This is a genomic window from Leisingera sp. CC-HEC096, assembly GCF_059429235.1.
In genome coordinates this window covers 2,778,216-2,797,316 of sequence record NZ_JCAIJS010000001.1, presented here as the reverse complement: position 1 = coordinate 2,797,316, position 19,101 = coordinate 2,778,216, and the positions used below count along the sequence as shown (strand labels likewise).

Annotated in this window: 15 protein-coding genes; 11 read left to right on the top strand and 4 right to left on the bottom strand. The window is 63.2% G+C overall.

What is annotated here, in order from left to right; genetic code table 11:
• Positions 1 to 23 precede the first annotated feature (23 nt).
• The 3 genes from secA to AC5STI_RS13385 all read left to right on the top strand — a co-directional run bounded on the left by secA (position 24) and on the right by AC5STI_RS13385 (position 5,494).
• Complete coding sequence (gene secA, locus AC5STI_RS13395; protein ID WP_495447017.1) at positions 24 to 2,714, top strand: preprotein translocase subunit SecA; 2,691 nt, start codon at positions 24 to 26, stop codon at positions 2,712 to 2,714.
• A 296-nt stretch (positions 2,715 to 3,010) separates the two neighbouring features.
• Positions 3,011 to 3,916: a hypothetical protein gene (locus AC5STI_RS13390; RefSeq protein WP_495447016.1), complete on the top strand. Its 906-nt coding sequence runs from the start codon at positions 3,011 to 3,013 to the stop codon at positions 3,914 to 3,916.
• A 24-nt stretch (positions 3,917 to 3,940) separates the two neighbouring features.
• Complete coding sequence (locus AC5STI_RS13385) at positions 3,941 to 5,494, top strand: phosphate ABC transporter substrate-binding/OmpA family protein (RefSeq protein WP_495447015.1); 1,554 nt, start codon at positions 3,941 to 3,943, stop codon at positions 5,492 to 5,494.
• A 19-nt stretch (positions 5,495 to 5,513) separates the two neighbouring features.
• Here AC5STI_RS13385 and radC read toward each other — a convergent pair whose 3' ends face one another.
• The 3 genes from radC to dnaK form a co-directional block, all read right to left on the bottom strand.
• On the bottom strand, positions 5,514 to 6,278 hold the full coding sequence (gene radC / locus AC5STI_RS13380; protein WP_495447014.1) for a RadC family protein: 765 nt from the start codon (positions 6,276 to 6,278) through the stop codon (positions 5,514 to 5,516).
• Positions 6,279 to 6,496: 218 nt separating this feature from the next.
• Positions 6,497 to 7,657, bottom strand: a complete 1,161-nt coding sequence (dnaJ, locus tag AC5STI_RS13375) for a molecular chaperone DnaJ (RefSeq protein ID WP_490397801.1) — start codon at positions 7,655 to 7,657, stop codon at positions 6,497 to 6,499.
• A 77-nt stretch (positions 7,658 to 7,734) separates the two neighbouring features.
• The gene (dnaK, locus tag AC5STI_RS13370) at positions 7,735 to 9,657 is read right to left on the bottom strand and encodes a molecular chaperone DnaK (RefSeq protein ID WP_475048400.1); all 1,923 of its coding nucleotides are present in this window, start codon (positions 9,655 to 9,657) and stop codon (positions 7,735 to 7,737) included.
• 214 nt (positions 9,658 to 9,871) lie between these two features.
• On the opposite strand from dnaK, the gene AC5STI_RS13365 reads away from it, so the two are divergent.
• Complete coding sequence (locus AC5STI_RS13365) at positions 9,872 to 10,474, top strand: alpha-ketoglutarate-dependent dioxygenase AlkB family protein (RefSeq protein ID WP_495447013.1); 603 nt, start codon at positions 9,872 to 9,874, stop codon at positions 10,472 to 10,474.
• 76 nt (positions 10,475 to 10,550) lie between these two features.
• Here AC5STI_RS13365 and AC5STI_RS13360 read toward each other — a convergent pair whose 3' ends face one another.
• Positions 10,551 to 11,372, bottom strand: a complete 822-nt coding sequence (locus AC5STI_RS13360; RefSeq protein WP_475048394.1) for an ABC transporter permease — start codon at positions 11,370 to 11,372, stop codon at positions 10,551 to 10,553.
• Between the two features lie 110 nt (positions 11,373 to 11,482).
• Here AC5STI_RS13360 and cysQ point away from each other — a divergent pair, with 110 nt between their 5' ends.
• From cysQ to AC5STI_RS13325, 7 genes are all read left to right on the top strand, one after another.
• The gene (gene cysQ, locus AC5STI_RS13355) at positions 11,483 to 12,280 is read left to right on the top strand and encodes a 3'(2'),5'-bisphosphate nucleotidase CysQ (protein WP_495447012.1); all 798 of its coding nucleotides are present in this window, start codon (positions 11,483 to 11,485) and stop codon (positions 12,278 to 12,280) included.
• Positions 12,280 to 13,080, top strand: coding sequence for a 3-deoxy-manno-octulosonate cytidylyltransferase (locus AC5STI_RS13350; RefSeq protein ID WP_475048391.1), 801 nt, complete (start codon positions 12,280 to 12,282; stop codon positions 13,078 to 13,080). The genes cysQ and AC5STI_RS13350 overlap by 1 nt, the downstream gene beginning before the upstream one ends.
• A gap of 179 nt (positions 13,081 to 13,259) precedes the next feature.
• A complete protein-coding gene (gene galU, locus AC5STI_RS13345) occupies positions 13,260 to 14,153 on the top strand; it encodes a UTP--glucose-1-phosphate uridylyltransferase GalU (RefSeq protein ID WP_475048389.1) in 894 nt (297 codons plus the stop codon).
• A 47-nt stretch (positions 14,154 to 14,200) separates the two neighbouring features.
• Positions 14,201 to 15,184, top strand: a complete 984-nt coding sequence (gene galE, locus AC5STI_RS13340; RefSeq protein WP_495447011.1) for a UDP-glucose 4-epimerase GalE — start codon at positions 14,201 to 14,203, stop codon at positions 15,182 to 15,184.
• A 2-nt stretch (positions 15,185 to 15,186) separates the two neighbouring features.
• The gene (locus AC5STI_RS13335) at positions 15,187 to 16,227 is read left to right on the top strand and encodes a glycosyltransferase family 2 protein (protein ID WP_495447010.1); all 1,041 of its coding nucleotides are present in this window, start codon (positions 15,187 to 15,189) and stop codon (positions 16,225 to 16,227) included.
• A gap of 188 nt (positions 16,228 to 16,415) precedes the next feature.
• Positions 16,416 to 17,402, top strand: coding sequence for a glycosyltransferase family 2 protein (locus tag AC5STI_RS13330; protein ID WP_495447767.1), 987 nt, complete (start codon positions 16,416 to 16,418; stop codon positions 17,400 to 17,402).
• Positions 17,399 to 19,099 carry a DUF5927 domain-containing protein gene (locus AC5STI_RS13325; protein WP_495447009.1) on the top strand — a complete coding sequence of 567 codons (1,701 nt, stop codon included), beginning with the start codon at positions 17,399 to 17,401 and terminating at the stop codon, positions 19,097 to 19,099. The genes AC5STI_RS13330 and AC5STI_RS13325 overlap by 4 nt, the downstream gene beginning before the upstream one ends.
• Positions 19,100 to 19,101 lie beyond the last annotated feature (2 nt).

Sequence of the window (19,101 nt, the reverse complement as noted above, 5' to 3'; positions counted from 1 at the left end):
GACATAGGATCGCTGGAGAAGATATGCTGGGTTTCGGAACACTCGCCAAAAAGGTTTTCGGTACGCCGAACGACCGTAAGATCAAGGCGACGCGGCCGCTGATTGCACAGATCAACGCGCTGGAGGAGGAGTTCGCGAAGCTCAGCGACGACGGGCTGATCGAAAAGACTGAAGAGCTGCGCAAGCGGGCCCTGAACGGCGAAGGCCTCGACGCGCTGTTGCCGGAGGCTTTTGCCAACGTGCGCGAAGCGGCCAAGCGGGCCCTGGGCCTGCGCGCCTTTGACACCCAGCTGATGGGCGGCGTGTTCCTGCATCAGGGTAACATCTCCGAGATGAAGACCGGCGAGGGCAAGACCCTCGTGGCGACGTTCCCGGCCTATCTGAACGCGCTGACCGGCAAGGGCGTGCATGTGGTCACGGTGAACGAATACCTGGCCAAGCGCGACAGCGAATGGATGGGCAAGGTGTTTGCCCAGCTCGGCATGACCACGGGCGTGATCTGGTCCGGCCAGGCGGATGCCGAGAAGATGGCCGCCTATGGCTGCGATGTCACCTATGCCACCAACAACGAACTTGGCTTCGACTACCTGCGCGACAACATGAAACCGTCGCTGGACCAGGTGTTCCAGAAGCAGCACAACTTTGCGATCGTCGACGAGGTGGACTCGATCCTGATCGACGAGGCCCGCACCCCGCTGATTATTTCTGGCCCTGCCGAGGACCGCTCCGAGCTTTATGCGACCATCGACAAGATGATCCCGCTGCTGGCCGAGGACCACTACGAGATCGACGAGAAAACCCGCGGCGTGACCTTCACCGAGGACGGCAATGAGTTTCTGGAGCAGACGCTGCGCGAGCACGGGCTGCTGGAAGCAGAGGCCTCGCTCTATGATCCGGAAAGCACCACCGTCGTTCACCACGTGAACCAGGCCCTGCGCGCGCACAAGCTGTTCCAGCGGGACAAGGACTACATTGTCCGCGACGGCCAGGTTGTGCTGATCGACGAATTCACCGGCCGCATGATGCCGGGTCGCCGCCTGTCCGAAGGTCTGCACCAAGCCATTGAGGCCAAGGAAGACGTGCAGATCCAGCCGGAGAACACCACGCTGGCGTCTGTGACCTTCCAGAACTACTTCCGCCTCTATGACAAGCTGTCGGGCATGACCGGCACCGCGATGACCGAGGCGGAGGAATTCGCCGAAATCTACAGCCTCGGAGTGGTCGAAGTGCCGACCAACCGCCCGATCGCGCGGGTGGATGAGGACGATCAGGTCTACCGCACGGCCCGCGAGAAATACGAGGCAATGATCAAGGAAGCCAAGACGGCGCATGAAAAGGGCCAGCCCGTCCTCCTGGGTACCACCTCGATCGAGAAATCCGAACTGCTGAGCCAGCTGCTCGAGAAGGAAGGCATTCAGCACAACGTTCTGAACGCCCGCCACCACGAGCAGGAAGCGCAGATTGTTGCCGATGCCGGCCGCTTTGGCGCGGTGACCATCGCCACCAACATGGCTGGCCGCGGCACCGACATTCAGCTGGGCGGCAACGTCGAGATGAAGGTGCTGGAAGCGCTGGCGGCAAACCCCGAGGCCGACCCGGCCGAGCTGCGCGCCGCCGAAGAAGCCAAGCACGCCGAGGAAAAGCAGAAGGTTCTGGACGCCGGCGGTCTGTTCGTGATGGCGTCTGAGCGCCACGAAAGCCGCCGCATCGACAACCAGCTGCGCGGTCGCTCCGGCCGTCAGGGCGACCCGGGCCGCACCCGCTTCTACCTCAGCCTCGAAGACGACCTGATGCGCATCTTCGGGTCCGAACGTCTGGACAAGCTGCTGTCGTCGCTCGGCATGAAAGAAGGCGAGGCGATCATCCACCCCTGGGTGAACAAATCGCTGGAACGCGCCCAGGCCAAAGTCGAGGGCCGCAACTTCGACATGCGCAAGAACGTGCTGAAGTTCGACGACGTGATGAACGACCAGCGGAAGGTGATATTCAGCCAGCGCCGCGAAATCATGGCCGCAGAAGACCTGTCCGAGATCGTCGACGACATGCGCCACGAGGTGATCGACGACCTGCTCGACACCCACATGCCGCCCAAGACCTATGCCGACCAGTGGGATACCGCTGGCCTCCAGGAGCAGGTGCGCGAAATGCTGGGAGTCGAAGCGCCGGTGGCCGAATGGGCTGCCGAGGAAGGAGTCGATGACGAGCAGATCCGCGAACGCCTGGTGGAAGCCTCCGACAAGATGATGGCGGAAAAGGCCGAGGCCTTTGGTCCGGAAAACATGCGAAACATCGAAAAGCAGGTGCTGCTGCAGACAATCGACAAAAAGTGGCGCGAACACCTGCTGACGCTGGAGCATCTGCGCTCGGTTGTCGGCTTCCGCGGCTATGCTCAGCGCGATCCGCTGAACGAGTACAAGAACGAGAGCTTCCAGCTGTTTGAAAGCATGCTCGACTCCTTGCGGGAGGAAGTGTCCCAGCAGCTGAGCCGGGTGCGCCCGATGACCGAGGAAGAGCAGCAGCAGATGCTGATGGAGATGGCAGCCCGCCAGGCCGCCATGCAACAGGCCGCGGCCCAGCCCGCGCCAGCAGCAGAAGAGCCGGCACCGGGATTTGTCGAGGATGATCCATCCACTTGGGGCAACCCCTCGCGCAATGACAAATGCCCCTGCGGCTCTGGCAAGAAGTTCAAGCACTGCCACGGCAGCCTCGCTTGAGCGCATGACAGGAAAACTCAGGGTTCGGTTTCAGCCGGACCCTGCCGCCCGGCCGCGGAAACGGGACCTCCCGCCCGTCGCCGGTCTTTCAAAAAGACCGCTCCCGTTGGGCTCTGGCACAGTCGGAGCACCCGCAGGCGCGGAAGTTCTCCCTCGCGTTTACCCTTTGTTGTTTCCGTCTCTGCAACAATGATGGCGGAACTGCCGCATTTGCCGGATTCTCTCCCGTTTAAGGCCACAAACCGGCCGGCATTTTCCAGCAAGCTTTTCTGATCAGACAGGTTCAGGAGGATCTCATGCTGAGCAAACAGGTGATGCTGACAAGTGCAATGACGCTGGCGTGCGCACTGGGCATCGGGTTCTACATGCAGGCATCAAGCCCCCGCTGGGCAGATGACGCATCTGCCGCCGCTGATCCCCAACTGCCGGCTGAACCCGGTCCGGCGGAGCTGAAAATTGAGAACATCACTCTGACCTCGCTCGCGGCTGATACCGCCCCTGCTGCCGCTGAGCCGCAAAGACCGGCTCCGGCGCAACCGGAACACTGCCGTGTGACGGCATCGGCCGAGGCTGCCCCGATGGCCATGGTCACGCTCTCCGTCGCCGCGCCGTGCCATGGCGGCGAGCGCCTGACCGTTCATCACAGCGGAATGATCTTCACGGCCGCGCTGGACCGGACCGGGCACTACGCTGCACAGGTTCCGGCCCTGACACGGACCGCGGTGTACATTGCGGAGACCGCTAGCGGCGGCGGGGCCGTTGCCGTCGCCGAAGTGGCCGGTACGGAGGCCATGGAGCGCGTGGTGCTGCAGTGGAGCGGCCCCAGCGGCCTCGAAATGCACGCCCGGGAGTTTGGCGCCGAGTATGACAGCGCCGGGCACGTCTGGCACGGGGCCGCATCTGACGCGGCCGCCGGGCGGGTGGTTCGCCTCGGAGACCCCAGTTTGGTGGCGCCGCGGATTGCAGAGATCTATAGTGTGCCGGCCAACCGCTCGGACCGGTCCGGCATCATTACCCTAACCGCAGAAGCGGAGGTGACGGGCCTTAACTGTGGCCGCGATATTTCCGCTCAGGCGCTGCAGCTGAGCGGAGGCCGGCTCAGCAGCCGCGATCTGGTGATGGCAATGCCGGATTGCGATGCGCAAGGCAGTTTTCTTGTGTTGAATAATCTGGTGGAAGACCTGAAAATCGTCGCCAACTGATTTGCGGTAACTTCAGGTATCCACATGACCTTCATTCGTGCGGCCATTTGCGCCGCACTTTTTCTGGCAGCTTTTGCGCGTGCGCTTGCGGCCGAGGACGTCACCCTCTCTTCCCCGGATGGTGCAGTTGAAATAACCGGCACCCTGCTGGGCTTCGATGGCGAGTTCTACCGGATCCAGACGCAGTTCGGCGAGCTGACCGTCGATGGCTCCGGCGTGACCTGCGAGGGGCCGGGCTGTCCCAGCCTGTCCGGCTTTGTGGCGGAAATCACCCTCGCCGGATCTTCCACCATGTCAGAGGTGCTGCTTCCGGCTCTGATCGAGGGCTTTGCGCTGCGCAACGGCTATCAGACCCGGCGCGAACCGCTGCCGGCAGGGAATTTCAGCCATGTCCTGCTGCGTGGGCAGCAGCCGGCCGCGCGGTTCACCTTCACCGCCAGCAACACGGATGCCGGTTTCGCCGCGCTTGTCGCGGATGAGGCGGATGTCGCGATGGCGCTGCGGGAGATCCGCCCGCTTGAACGCAAGGCTGCCCACGCTGCGGGGCTTGGGGATCTGACCGGACCGGGCCGCAGCCGGGTTCTGGCGCTGGATGCCTTTGTGCCGGTGGTAGCGCCGAGCAACCCGGTGACGGAGATTTCCTTGCCGCAATTGGCGGGAGTCTTGTCCGGCCGGATCGGCAACTGGCAGGAGCTAGGCGGCCCTGATGCGCCGATTTCGCTGCATATGCCGGTGTCCGGCTCAGGACTGGCACAGGCGGTGGAGGACAAGCTGATGGCGCCGTTTGGCGCCGGGTTCTCGCCGCAGATCCGGCGCCATGATCGCAGCAGCACACTGGTGCGCCGGGTACTGGTGGATCCCTTTGCCATCGGCATCGCCAGCTATGCTGAGAAGGGCGCGGCGCGGGTGCTGACGCTGACGGGGCCGTGCGGGTTTTCTCTTCAGGCGAGCCGCCGGGCAGTGAAGACCGAGGATTATCCGCTGACGGTGCCGATGTTCCTGTACCTGCCGGCCCGCCGCCTGCCCAAGGTGGCGCGGGATTTTCTGACCTATGTGCGCGGACCCGCGGCGCAGGCGGTGATCCGGCGGGCGGGGTTCGTGGATCAGGCGCCGGAGCTGATCCCGGTCAGCCGCCAGGGCAGCCGCTTTGCCAATGCGGTCCTGGCGGCGGAAGGTCAGGCCGGGCTGGAGGAGCTGCAGCGGCTGGTCACGGTGCTGGGCGGGATGCGGCGGCTGACCGCCTCGTTCCGGTTCGAGCCCGGCTCGGCCCGCCCGGATGCGCAGTCCCGTAGCAATATCGAGCAGCTGGCCCGCGCGCTGGAAGCCGGGGAATTTGACGCCAAGGAGCTTGTTTTTGCGGGGTTTTCCGATGGCGTTGGCCCTGCGGAGGGCAACCGGCAGATCGCGCTGAAACGAGCCGGCGCGGTGCGCGACGCGGTGGTGGAGGCGGCGGAGACTGCTGATATCAGCCGGGTGCAGGTCCGGACAGAGGGGTTTGGCGAAGCGCTGCCGATGGCGTGTGACGACAGCGCCTGGGGCCGACAGATCAACCGCCGGGTCGAGGTCTGGGTGCGGTAAGCCTAGGGGACCGGGCGCGCTAGAAGAGGCCCTGGGCGCGGAAGCTGAGTTCGGTGGATTTTCCGATGATAAGGTGATCGTGCAGGGTGATCCCCAGCGCGGTGAGAGCTGCCTGGATCTGGTCCGTCATGGCGATGTCGCTGTCTGACGGCGTTGGGTCGCCGGACGGGTGATTATGCACTAAAATCAAGGCGCTGGCGTTCAATTCAAGGGCGCGTTTTGCGACCTCGCGGGGATAGACGGGGACGTGGTCAACGGTGCCGCGGGCCTGCTCCTCGTCGGCGATAAGAACGTTCTTGCGGTCCAGGAACAGAATGCGGAACTGCTCCGTCTCGCGGTGGGCCATGGTGGTGTGGCAATAGTCCAGCAACGCGTCCCAGCTGGAAATCACCTGCCGCTGCATGATGCGGGCGCGGGCCATGCGGTGGGCGGCGGCCTCCAGCACTTTGAAATCGGTGATAACGGCGTCGCCAATGCCGGGGACATTGGCCAGGCGTTCCGGAGAGGCTGTTACCACGCGGTTGAAATCTCCAAATGTTTCAAGCAATTGCCGCGCCAGAGGCTTCACGTCGCGGCGCGGGATGGAGCGGAACAGGACCAGCTCCAGCAGTTCGTAATCGGGCATCGCCGCGGCGCCGCCCTGCATGAAGCGTTCGCGCAAACGGGCGCGGTGGTCCTTGATGTAGGAGGGCAGGCGGCCCGGGTCTGCGGGCACGACCGCGGCCTCCTCGCTGCCGGGAAACAGCGGCAGGGAGACGTCCTGGAAAGCGGGATCCTGTGCCATGCCGCCATGGTGCGGCCATCATGGTTGAGGAAGTGTTAATATCTGCCGCAATGCGGCGGCAGAATGGGGGTGACAGGCGTGCCCCCTCTGTGCACCGCCGCGGCGCAGCGTGACTGTTTTCTGCCGTGACAGGCTGGCAGCTGGTCTGGCTGGCGCAAAAGAAAAGCGCCCCGGTTGGGGCGCTTTCAAATGCGGCTTGGGAACGCTAATCCCGGCGCTCAGCCTTTCATCCCATCCCAGAAGCTTTTCACCGAAGAAAAGAAGCTGCGGGATTCGGGGTTGGTGTTTTCCTCGGAGATCTCCTCGAACTCGCGCAGCAGCTCCCGCTGGCGCGAGGTGAGGTTGACCGGGGTTTCCACCGCCAGTTCGATGAACATGTCGCCGGTGGCACCGCCGCGAAGTGCCGGCATGCCCTTGCCGCGCAGGCGCATCTGGCGGCCGGACTGGCTGCCCTCGGGGATTTGCACCCGGCCGCGGCCGCCGTCGATGGTCGGCACCTCGATGGAGCCGCCAAGCGCCGCCTTGGCCATGCTGACCGGCACCCGGCAATAAAGGTTGTTGCCATCACGCTCGAACAGGCTGTGCGGTGCCACCTCGACAAAGATGTAGAGGTCGCCCGGAGGGCCGCCGCGCAGGCCGGCTTCGCCCTCGCCTGCCAGGCGGATGCGGGTGCCGGTTTCGACGCCTGCCGGAATGTTCACCGACAGCGAGCGGTCCTTTTCCACCCGGCCGTGGCCGTGGCAGGATTTGCACGGGTTCTTGATGATCTGGCCGAGGCCCGAACAGGTCGGACAGGTGCGTTCGACGGTGAAGAAGCCCTGCTGCGCGCGGACCTTGCCCATGCCGGAGCAGGTCGGGCAGTTGGTCGGCTCAACCCCACCTTCGGCGCCGGTGCCCTCGCAAGAGGTGCAGGCCACCGACGTCGGCACCTTGATGGTCTTGTGCAGGCCGGCAAAAGCCTCCTCCAGCGAAACCCGCAGGTTGTAGCGCAGATCGGCGCCGCGGGTCGCCCGCTGCCGTCCGCCGCCGCCGCCGCGTTGGCCGCCCATGAAATCGCCGAACAGGTCGTCGAAGACATCCGAGAAGGCGGAGGAGAAATCGCCGCCGCCAAAGCCCTGGCCCTGACCGCCGCGCTGGCCGCCGCCCATGCCGTTTTCAAAGGCGGCATGGCCAAATCGGTCGTAAGCCGCTTTTTTCTCGGCGTCCTTCAGAACGTCATAGGCCTCATTGGCCTCTTTGAACTGCGCCTCTGCGTCCGGATTATCCTTGTTCCGGTCGGGGTGCAGTTCCTTGGCCTTCTTGCGAAAGCCTTTTTTGATTTCGTCTGCGGAGGCGCCTTTGGCCACCCCGAGAACGTCGTAATAGTCACGTTTTGACATCGGTTACCCCATCTGCCTCAACGAAAATGGGCCGGTCCGGGGTACGGACCGGCCCGCCTTGGCCTGCGTGTCAGGCGTTAGCGCTTGTCGTCGTCCAGGTCTTCGAATTCGGCATCGACGATGTCGTCATCGGCCGGGCCTGCTGCGGCGTCATCCGCGGCTGCGGGCTCTTCCTCAGCTTCTTCGGCCTGCGCCTTGTAGATCGCCTCACCCAGCTTCATGGCGGCTTCGGTCACGTTCTGGATGCCGGATTTGATCTTCTCGGCGGTCGATTTCTCGTTCTCCAGATCGTCCTTCAGCGCGGCAACGGCCAGCTCGATCACCTCGACGGTGGACGGGTCGACCTTGTCTCCATGCTCCTCGACCGACTTCTCGGTGGAGTGGATCAGCGATTCTGCCTGGTTCTTGGCTTCCACCAGCTCGCGGCGTTCCTTGTCCGCCTCGGCGTTGGCTTCGGCGTCCTTGACCATCTTTTCGATGTCGTCGTCCGAGAGGCCGCCCGACGCCTGGATGGTGATCTGCTGTTCCTTGCCGGTCGCCTTGTCCTTGGCGCCGACCGACACGATGCCATTGGCGTCGATGTCGAAGGTCACTTCGATCTGCGGCATGCCGCGCGGTGCCGGCGGGATTTCCTCGAGGTTGAATTGGCCGAGCATCTTGTTGTCTGCCGCCATTTCACGCTCGCCCTGGAACACGCGGATGGTCACGGCGTTCTGGTTGTCTTCCGCGGTCGAGAACACCTGCGACTTCTTGGTCGGGATGGTGGTGTTGCGGTCGATCAGGCGGGTGAAGACACCGCCCAGGGTTTCGATGCCCAGGGACAGCGGGGTCACATCGAGCAGCACCACGTCCTTGACGTCGCCCTGCAGAACGCCGGCCTGGATGGCAGCGCCCATGGCAACCACTTCATCCGGGTTCACACCCTTGTGCGGCTCCTTGCCGAAGAACTTGGTCACCTCTTCGATGACTTTCGGCATCCGGGTCATACCGCCGACCAGAACCACCTCGTCAATGTCGGAGGCGGAGAGGCCTGCGTCCTTGAGGGCCGCCTTGCAGGGGTCCATCGAGCGTTTGATCAGGTCGGAGACCAGGCTTTCCAGCTTGGCGCGGGTCAGCTTCATCACCATGTGCAGCGGCTGGCCCGAGGACGGGTCCATCGAGATGAACGGCTGGTTGATCTCGGTCTGCGAGGTGGAGGACAGTTCGATCTTGGCCTTTTCAGCGGCTTCTTTCAGGCGCTGCAGGGCCATCTTGTCCTTGGACAGATCGACGCCGTTTTCCTTTTTGAACTCATCCGCCAGGTAGTTGACGATGCGCATGTCGAAGTCTTCGCCGCCCAGGAAGGTGTCGCCGTTGGTCGACTTCACTTCGAACAGGCCGTCGTCGATTTCCAGGATTGTCACGTCGAAGGTGCCGCCGCCGAGGTCATAGACGGCGATGGTCTGGGTATTTTCCTTGTCCAGGCCATAGGCCAGGGCGGCCGCGGTCGGCTCGTTGATGATGCGCAGCACTTCGAGGCCCGCGATCTTGCCGGCGTCTTTGGTGGCCTGACGCTGAGCGTCGTTGAAGTAGGCAGGTACGGTGATCACCGCCTGGGTGACTTCCTCGCCCAGGTAGGATTCCGCGGTTTCCTTCATCTTGCCCAGAGTGAAGGCGGAGATTTGCGACGGGGAGTACTTCTCACCCTTGGCTTCAACCCATGCGTCGCCGTTGCCGCCGTCGACAATGGAGAACGGCACCATTTTCTTGTCTTTTGCGACAGCGGGGTCGTCAAACCGGCGGCCGATCAGGCGCTTGACGCCGAAAACGGTGTTGTCGGGGTTGGTCACCGCCTGGCGCTTGGCAGGCTGGCCGACCAGACGCTCGTCGTCGGTGAAGGCGACAATCGACGGGGTGGTGCGCGCGCCCTCGGCGTTTTCGATCACGCGGGGCTGGGAGCCATCCATGATGGCCACGCAGGAGTTGGTGGTACCCAGGTCAATGCCGATAACTTTGCTCATGTTCGATCCCTTACATTTACTCAAGGCGATTACCCGAGGCCTGAACCCGTTGCGGCATCCCGGCCCCGATGGAAGTTGCGGTTTGGTCTGCACCTTGCCGCGTCCCGGCGTATATAGGGACGTGAAAACGGCCCTGCAAGCGCTCAGGCGCGTGGCCAAGCGTGAATCAATGCGCTTTTTTGCGGCGGCTTTGGTTAAGGATGGATGAACGGCAATGACCCTGCTGCGCGTGCGCGGATTTGATATCCACAAGGGCTGTCTGGAGCCCGACCGCCAGGCGGCGCTGATCGAGGCGCTGCGGCCGGTGCTGAAGGCGGTGCCGCTGTTTTCGCCCAAGGTGCCGGGCGGCGGGCAGATGTCGGTGCGGATGACCTCGGCCGGGAAGTTCGGCTGGTATTCGGATGCTTCCGGCTATCGTTACGCCGAGGCGCATCCGTCGGGGCGGCCCTGGCCCGCGATCCCGGAGCCGGTGCTGGAGATCTGGCGGCAGCTGACCGGGCTGGAGCGCGAACCGGAATGCTGTCTGCTGAACTACTATGGCGAGGGCACCCGGATGGGGCTGCATCAGGACAAGGATGAGGCGGATTTCTCCTATCCCGTGGTGTCTGTCTCGCTGGGGGATGACGGGCTGTTCCGGATCGGCAACCGGACCCGCGGCGGCAAGACGGAATCGGTCTGGCTGAGTTCAGGCGATGTTGTGGTGATGGGCGGCGAGGCGCGGCTGATGTATCACGGGGTGGACCGGATCCGGTTCAAATCCTCCCGGCTGCTGCCCAAGGGCGGGCGGATAAACCTGACATTGAGGGTGGTCACCTGACACCGGCGGCGGGCGCAAAAGTTTTACGGAAAACTTTTGCCAAGACTTTTGCTGAAAAGTCTTGGGGCGTTTTGTATCAGCGGCGCGCGCTCCAGCTGATGGAGACATGGCGGCGGGTGTAGAATTCGCCCATCAATCCGATCACGGTCAGCACCAGCGCCACCCAGGCCGCATATTGCCAGCTGCTGAAATGCGGGTTGTAGTTGATGAAGACAAACCCGCGCGACTGGTCGATGCAGTGAAACAGCGGGTTCCAGTCGAACATGGCCAGCATGAAGCTGGGCAGCGTGTTGGCCAGGAACATCTTGCCGGAGGCAATCATGTTGGCGCGCGAATAGATCATCGTCAGGATGCTGACCAGGTTGGGCGCCCAGGGTTTCAGCACCAGAAACACCAGCCCCACCGAGGCGCCGGTTACCCAGGCCAGCAGCACCATGCCGAAGGCGGCAACCGGCTCCTCGATATGCAGGGGGGTGAAGGCGACATGGTAGACAAACAGGATGATGAACAGCGACAGCACCTGAATATAAAGCGCGCCGATGGCTGCGGACAGAATGGCCACCATCGTGTTCATCGGGGCGTGCTGCATCATCGGGCTGCTTGGCCCTTCGGCGCCGGCGACGGCGCTGACGGTCTTGGTGTGCACCAGGAACAGGAAGACGCCGGACATCACATACAGCAGGAAGTCGCCGCGGATGGCGGAGCCGCGCAACCCCAGAAGGGCAAACATCACGTAAAACGCGGCCACAAAGAGAACCGCCTGCAGGATGTTCAGGCCAAGCGCCGCAAAAGCATTGTTGTGCTTGGAACGGACGCTGCGCACTGCCGAGTGGAACACGACCTCTGTGAGGGCGACAAAACCGGAGATCCAGGATTGCTGCGTGCGCTGCTGAAACATGAGACCTGTATTCTCTGCTCGAATCCGATGCGGCTGCTTGCCGTTCTGCTGTCAGCGCATCATAAGAGGCGAGAGGCAAATTTTCAATTAAACCCGACAGGGAGGTCCGCGTGACTTATGAAGACCTGGTGCCTGTGATCCGCCGGCTGGCCATCGAGGCTGGCGCAAAGATCATGGAGATCTACAATTCCGACGATTTCGGCGTGAAGGTGAAATCCGACGAGAGCCCGGTGACCGAAGCGGATGAGGCGGCGGACGCGCTGATCTCGGCGGGCCTGCGCGCGGCGTTTCCGGATATGATGCTGGTCACCGAGGAGCAGGCGGACTCGCACAGCGCGCGCGGCGACACCTTCCTGATCGTCGACCCGCTGGACGGCACCAAGGAATTCATCCACCGCCGCGGCGATTTCACTGTCAATATCGCGCTGGTGGAGAAGGGGGTGCCGACCCGCGGCGTGGTCTATGCGCCGGCCAGGGAGCGGATGTTCTTTACCTTGGCGGATGGCAGCGCGGTCGAGGAGACCGGCGCGTTCGATCCTGAAACCATCGGGGAAACCCGCCCGATCCGGGTTGCCGAGAGCGACAATTCGGCGTTGATGGTCGTGGCTTCGAAATCGCACCGGGACCAGGCAACCGACGACTACATCGGCAAGTACAATGTGAAGGACAGCAAAAGCGCGGGTTCTTCGCTGAAGTTCTGCCTGGTTGCCACGGGCGAGGCGGATCTGTACCCGCGCGTCGGCCGCACCATGGAGTGGGACACCGCCGCCGGTCACGCGGTTCTTGCGGGCGCAGGCGGCAAAGTGGTGCGTTTTGACGATCATTCCCCGCTGATTTATGGCAAAGAGGGCTATGCGAACCCGTTCTTCATCGCCTATGCACCAGCCGTGGAACTGAAGAAAGCCTGATGTCTGTCCTGATTGTCATCCCCGCCCGCTATGCCTCGACCCGCTATCCCGGCAAACCGCTGGTGCCGCTGACCGGCGCCACCGGCGATAAACGCACCCTGGTGGAACGGTCCTGGCGGGCGGCTTGCTCGGTCCAGGGCGTGGACCGGGTGGTGGTGGCGACGGATGACGATCGCATTAAACAGGCGGCTGAGGCGTTTGGTGCCGAGGTGGTGATGACCTCTGAGGCGTGCGCCAACGGCACGGAGCGCTGCGCCGAGGCGCATGCGGCGCTGGGCGGCGGTTATGAGATCGTGGTCAACCTGCAGGGCGATGCGCCGCTGACCCCGCACTGGTTTGTCGAGGATCTGGTGGCCGGCTTGCGCGGCGCGCCCGGCATGGAGCTGGCAACGCCGGTTCTGCGCTGCAATGGCGAGACGCTGAACAGCCTGCTGGCCGACCGCAAGGCGGGCCGCGTTGGCGGCACAACGGCGGTGTTTGCCGAGGACTGCAGTGCGCTCTACTTCTCAAAAGAGGTGGTGCCCTATTGCGGCAGGACCTATGGGGATGGCGAAAATACGCCGGTCTATCACCACGTCGGCGTCTATGCCTACCGTCCGGACGCCCTGGCGGCGTATTCAGGGTGGCGGACCGGGCCGCTGGAGAATCTGGAGGGCCTGGAGCAACTGCGGTTCCTGGAGAATGGGCGCAAGGTGCTGTGTGTTGAGGTTGAAGCGCGCGGGCGCGAGTTCTGGGAATTGAACAACCCTGAAGACGTGCCGCGGCTGGAGGCCATGATGAAGAAAATGGGGCATGAGTAAGCAGAAGATGGTAATGAGGAAAAGAACGGTCAGACAGCCGCTGCTAAGCGGCAGCCAGAGGCAGCGGGCAGCTGCCCTACAATTTGTTGGAAAGAGCCGGGCATGACGCGCGCCAGCTTTCCCGCGTGTGATGCGGGATTGAGCCGTCAGGTCTGGAATTTGAGTATTGAGAGAACGCCATGCGCAAAAAAGTAACTAAGGCAATTTTTCCTGTTGCGGGTCTGGGGACACGGTTCCTGCCGGCAACGAAGTCCGTCCCGAAAGAGATCATGACCCTGGTCGACCGGCCACTGGTGCAATACGCCATTGACGAAGCGCGCGCCGCCGGGATCAAGGAGTTCATCTTTGTCACCTCGCGCGGCAAAGGTGCGCTGGAAGATTATTTCGACCATTCGCCGGTTCTGGAACAGGAGCTGCGCAAGAAGGGTAAGGATGATCTGCTGGACATCCTGAAGAGCACCGACATGGAATCCGGTGCCATCGCCTATATCCGCCAGCACAAGGCGCTGGGCCTGGGCCATGCGGTCTGGTGCGCCCGCCGGCTGATCGCCAACGAACCCTTTGCTGTGATCCTGCCGGATGACGTGATCGCGGCGGAAAAGCCCTGCTTGCAGCAGATGGTCGAAGCCTACGAGGAAACTGGCGGCAACATGGTTGCGGCAATGGAAGTGCCGCCGGAGAAGACCTCCTCCTATGGCGTGCTCGACGTCAAAGATGATATGGGCCAAGTGGTTGCCGCTAACGGCATGGTGGAAAAGCCGAAAGCCGGAGAGGCGCCGTCGAACCTGGCGGTGATCGGCCGCTACATCCTGGCGCCGTCTGTGCTGAAAAACCTCAACAAGATGAAGCAGGGCGCGGGCGGCGAGATCCAGCTGACCGATGCGATTGCCGAGGATATTGCCCAGGACGTTCCGGTTTACGGCTACCGTTTCAACGGTCAGCGGTTTGATTGCGGCTCCAAAGCGGGCTTCCTGCAGGCAACTGTGGCCTTTGCGCTGGCGCGCGATGAGCTGCGGGACGACCTGATGAGCTACATCACCGAAATCGCGCAGGTCGGAAAGGCCGCGCAGTAACCGATCTGGCCGCCCTTCCGGGGGCGGCCCAGCATGGGGCAGAGACAGTGACGAATATCCTTGTGACCGGCGGTGCCGGCTATATCGGCTCGCACGCCTGCAAGGCGCTTAAGGCGGCGGGCTATACACCTGTAACCTACGACAACCTGGTGACCGGCTGGCAGGACGCGGTCAAGTTCGGCCCGTTCGAGAAGGGCGACTTGAATGACCGCGCCCGGCTGGATGAGGTGTTTGCCAAGTACCAGCCGGCGGCAGTGATGCATTTCGCTGCGCTGAGCCAGGTCGGCGAGGCGATGAGCGAGCCGGGCCGCTACTGGGCCAACAACACCGGCGGCTCGTTGAACCTGGTGGAGGCCGCAGTGGCGGCGGGCTGCCTGGACTTCGTTTTCTCCTCGACCTGCGCCACCTATGGCGAGCATGACAACGTGGTGCTGGACGAAAACACCCCGCAGCTGCCGCTGAATGCCTATGGCGCCTCCAAGCGCGCGGTGGAGGATATCCTCAAGGATTTCGGCGCCGCGCATGGGCTGCGTTCGGTGATCTTCCGCTACTTCAACGTAGCGGGTGCCGATCCCGAGGCCGAGGTGGGAGAGTTCCACCGTCCCGAAACCCATCTGGTGCCGCTGGTGCTGGATGCGATTGCGGGCAAGCGCGACGCGCTGACCATCTTTGGTACCGACTACGACACCCCGGACGGCACCTGCATCCGCGACTATGTGCATGTCTGCGACCTGGTGGACGCGCATGTGCTGGGCCTGAAGTGGCTGGAAGACGGCAAGGGCAGCCAGGTGTTCAACCTGGGCACCGGGTCGGGCTTCTCGGTGCGCGAAGTTATGGACAAGGCCGAGGCCGTGACCGGGCACAAAGTGCCCTGCAACACCGGTGAACGCCGGGCAGGGGACTGCACCAAGCTGGTATCGGGCTCGACACTGGCGGTGACCGAACTGGGCTGGGAGCCGCGGCGGTCCACCCTGGAGGTGATGATCGCCGATGCCTGGAAGTGGCATAAGACGGGCCACTACGAGGCCTGAGCATGATTGGCCCCGCCGCCCCTGAGCTGCCGCCGCTGGGCCTCACAGGGGCCTACCGGATGCGGTGGAAGCGGCGGCGGATGCTGTGGCGGGCTTTGCGGGCCCGCCGCCAGATGGCCAAGGTTTCAGACCGCACCGCGCAGATCCCCAGGGAGGGGGTGCTGGTCTTTATCGTGCTGCGCAATGAAAGCACCCGGCTTCCCTACTTCCTGGAATACTACCGCCGCCTGGGCGCGGTGCATTTCCTGGCTGTGGACAATTGCAGTGACGACGGCAGCGCCGGGCTGCTGGCGGCGCAGCCGGATGTTTCTTTATGGCGTGCGGATGGCAGTTACCGGGACACCCGCTTTGGCCTCGACTGGCTGGGATGGCTGCTGATCCGCTACGGCCACGGGCGCTGGTGCCTGACCGTGGATGCGGATGAGCTGCTGGTCTATTCAGGCATGGAGGATCACGGGCTCGGCGCCCTGACGCAGCGGCTGGCGCAGGACGGCCGCGACGGCTTCGGCGCGCTGATGCTGGATTTGTATCCCAAGGGGCCGCTAGGGGCGCAGAGCTATGCGCCGGGGCAGAACCCGTGCGAAGTGCTGCAGTGGTTTGACGCCGGGCCTTACCGCTCAGTGCGGCAGCAGCAGATGGGCAATCTGTGGGTGCAGGGCGGTGCGCGCGAACGGGTGTTCTTCCCGCAGGAGCCGGAGCGGTCGCCAACTTTGAATAAGATCCCGCTGGTGCGCTGGAACCGGCGCTATGCCTATATCAACTCCACCCATTCGCTGCTGCCGCGGCGGCTGAATGCGCTGTATGACGGCCCGGGCGGCACGGCGCCGTCCGGGGTGCTGCTGCACACGAAGTTTCTGCCGGAGATTGTTTCCAAATCAGCAACGGAGAAACAGCGCCGGCAGCACTTTCACACGCCGCAGCAATTTGATGGCTATTATGACCGGATCACGGATGCGCCGGATATGTGGCACCAGAGATCTGTCCGCTTGCGCGGCACGGGCCAGCTGGCGGAGCTGGGTCTGATGACGCCACCCGCCTGGTGACGGGGGGCGGGGGACTGTTGCAGCTGCGCCGTACGCCCGCGTAACTGTTTCTAAATTCATTGTTAATAGACTATGCGCGTGACATATTGCGCGGAAGCTTGAAGCGGGTTCAAGAAAAGCCCGTGCAGGCCGGGGCGCTCCTGGGATAGCGAGTTGGAGTAGACGTGGGGCTTTGGGATTCTTACCGGATGCGGTTGCGGCGCAAACGGCGGCTGGTCCGCGCGGTGCGCAAGTCCGGTGAGCTGCAGTCTGTTCAGGACAACACCCGCGCCATCCGTCCTGACGACATCCTGCTGGTCTGCACCATGCGCAATGAGCAGATCCGGCTGCCGTACTTCCTGCAATACTACCGTGGTCTGGGGATCAATCATTTCCTGTTCGTGGACAATGGCTCCACCGACGGAAGCGCTGATTATCTGCGCGGGATGGAGGACGTGTCGCTGTGGCACACCACCGCCAGCTATAAGCGTGCAGGCTTTGGCATCGACTGGATGAACTACCTCAAGCGCAAATATGCGCATGGGCACTGGGTGCTGGTGGTCGATCCGGATGAGTTCTTTATCTATCCGTTCTGCGACACACGGCCGATCCGGGCGCTGACTGACTGGCTGGACAATTCGGCGATCCGCAGCTTCTCGGCGATGCTGCTGGACGTCTATCCCAAGGGCCGGATTGATGAGGTGCCGTACCAGGCCGGGCAGAACCCGCTGGAGATTGCTCATTGGTTCGACAGCGGCAATTACACCATCAGCCACAACCCGGAATACGGCAACCTGTGGATCCAGGGAGGGCCGCGGGCGCGGGTGTTCTTTGCCGATCAGCCCAGGAAGGCACCGGCGCTGAATAAGATCCCGCTGGTCAAATGGCACCGCCGCTATGCCTATGCCAGCTCCACCCATGCGCTGCTGCCGCGCGGGCTGAACCAGGTCTATGAGACGGACGGCGGCGAAAAGGCGAGCGGCGCGCTGCTGCACACCAAGTTCCTCGATACCTTCAGCGGCAAAGCGGAGGAGGAGCTGGTGCGCGGCCAGCATTATGCCGGCTCGGCGGAGTACAAGGCTTATGCCGGTAAGCTGTCCGAACAGCCGGAGCTGTGGTGCAAATGGAGCGAGAAGTACATCAATTGGCGCCAGCTTGAGATCCTGGGGCTGATGTCCAAAGGGAACTGGGCATGAGCACGTTTGGCGTTGTCATGCTGGTCCACACCGCGCTGGAGCGCGCGGAGCAGGTGGCCCGGCACTGGACCGCCAGCGGCTGCCCGGTGGTGCTGCATGTGGACAGCAAGGTCGACCGTCATGTGTTCGACTGCTTCAAGGAGGCGCTGAGCGGCAATCCGCTGGTCCGCTTTTCCGCCCGTCACCGCTGCGAATGGGGAACCTGGGGTATTGTCGCCGCCTCGCAGGCCGCTTCCGAGGTGATGCTGGCGGAGTTTCCCGGCGTGCAGCATGTTTACCTCGCCTCTGGCTCCTGCCTGCCGCTGCGCCCGGTGCAGGAGCTGATCGACTATTTGGCGGCCCGGCCGGACACTGATTTCATCGAAAGCGCCACCACCGCCGATGTGCCCTGGATTGTCGGCGGCCTGAGCCAGGAGCGGTTCACCCTGCGGTTTCCGTTCTCCTGGAAACGGCACCGCTTCTTGTTTGACCGCTACGTGGACCTGCAGCGCAAGCTGCGCATCCGGCGCCGGATCCCCGCCGGGCTGGTGCCGCACATGGGCAGCCAGTGGTGGTGCCTGACACGGCAGACCCTGTCGGCAATTCTGGAGGACGCGGAGCGGCCGGTCTATGACGCCTACTTCCGCAAGGTCTGGATCCCGGACGAAAGCTACTTCCAGACCCTGGCGCGGCTGTATTCCAGCAATATCGAGAGCCGCTCGCTGACGCTCAGCAAGTTCGATTTTCAGGGTAAGCCGCATATCTTCTATGATGATCACCTGCAGCTCTTGCGCCGGTCCGACTGCTTTGTCGCGCGCAAGATCTGGCCGCACGCAGAGCGGCTCTATCAGGCGTTTCTGACCGACTCTGCCGGCGCGATGAAAAGGACGGAGCCGAACCCAGGCAAGATCGACCGCATCTTTGCCAAGGCGGTGGAGCGGCGCACCCGCGGCAGGCCCGGCCTGTACATGCAAAGCCGGTTTCCCTCGCGGGGGTCGGAGAACGGTGTCACCTCCAGCCCCTATTCGGTGTTTCAGGGATTTACCGAGCTGTTCGAGGATTTCGAATCCTGGCTGGCCCGCACAACCGGGGCCCGTGTGCACGGGCACCTTTTTGCGCCGGAAGGGGCGGAATTCTCTCAGGGCCAGAGCCAGATCAACGGCTGCCTGAACGGCAATCCCAAGGTGCGGGATTACAACCCGGAAAGCTTCCTCACCAGCCTGATCTGGAACACCCGCGGCGAGCGCCAGTGCTTCCAGTTCGGCCCGAGCGGCAATCAAGCAGTGAATTGGCTGGTGGCGCGGGATGCAAATGCGCAGGTCTCGGTGATCAGTGGCGCCTGGGCGGTGCCGCTGTTCAAGTCAGACCGCAGTTTCGCGGAACTCCGGCAGGAGGCGGCCCGGCTGCAGCAGATTGAGGCGGAACAGCTTAAGATCCTTCGTTCGCAATGGACCAAGGCGCGGGTGCGGATCTGGAGCATGGCGGAATTTGCCGAAGCGCCGATGGAACCGTTGCAGACCATTGCCGGTGAAATCGGCCAGATGGCGGTGCGGCATCTGAGTGAGGCGCCAACGATGACGGATCTTGAGGGCTTTGGCCAATTTCTGCAAAATCTGAAGAACCAGGGCATGCACCCGTATCTGATGGGCGATTTCCCGGTCGGGCAGAGCCCGGTACGCCACTCCAAACCGCAGCGCAAACCCTATCTGGTGCGATAATT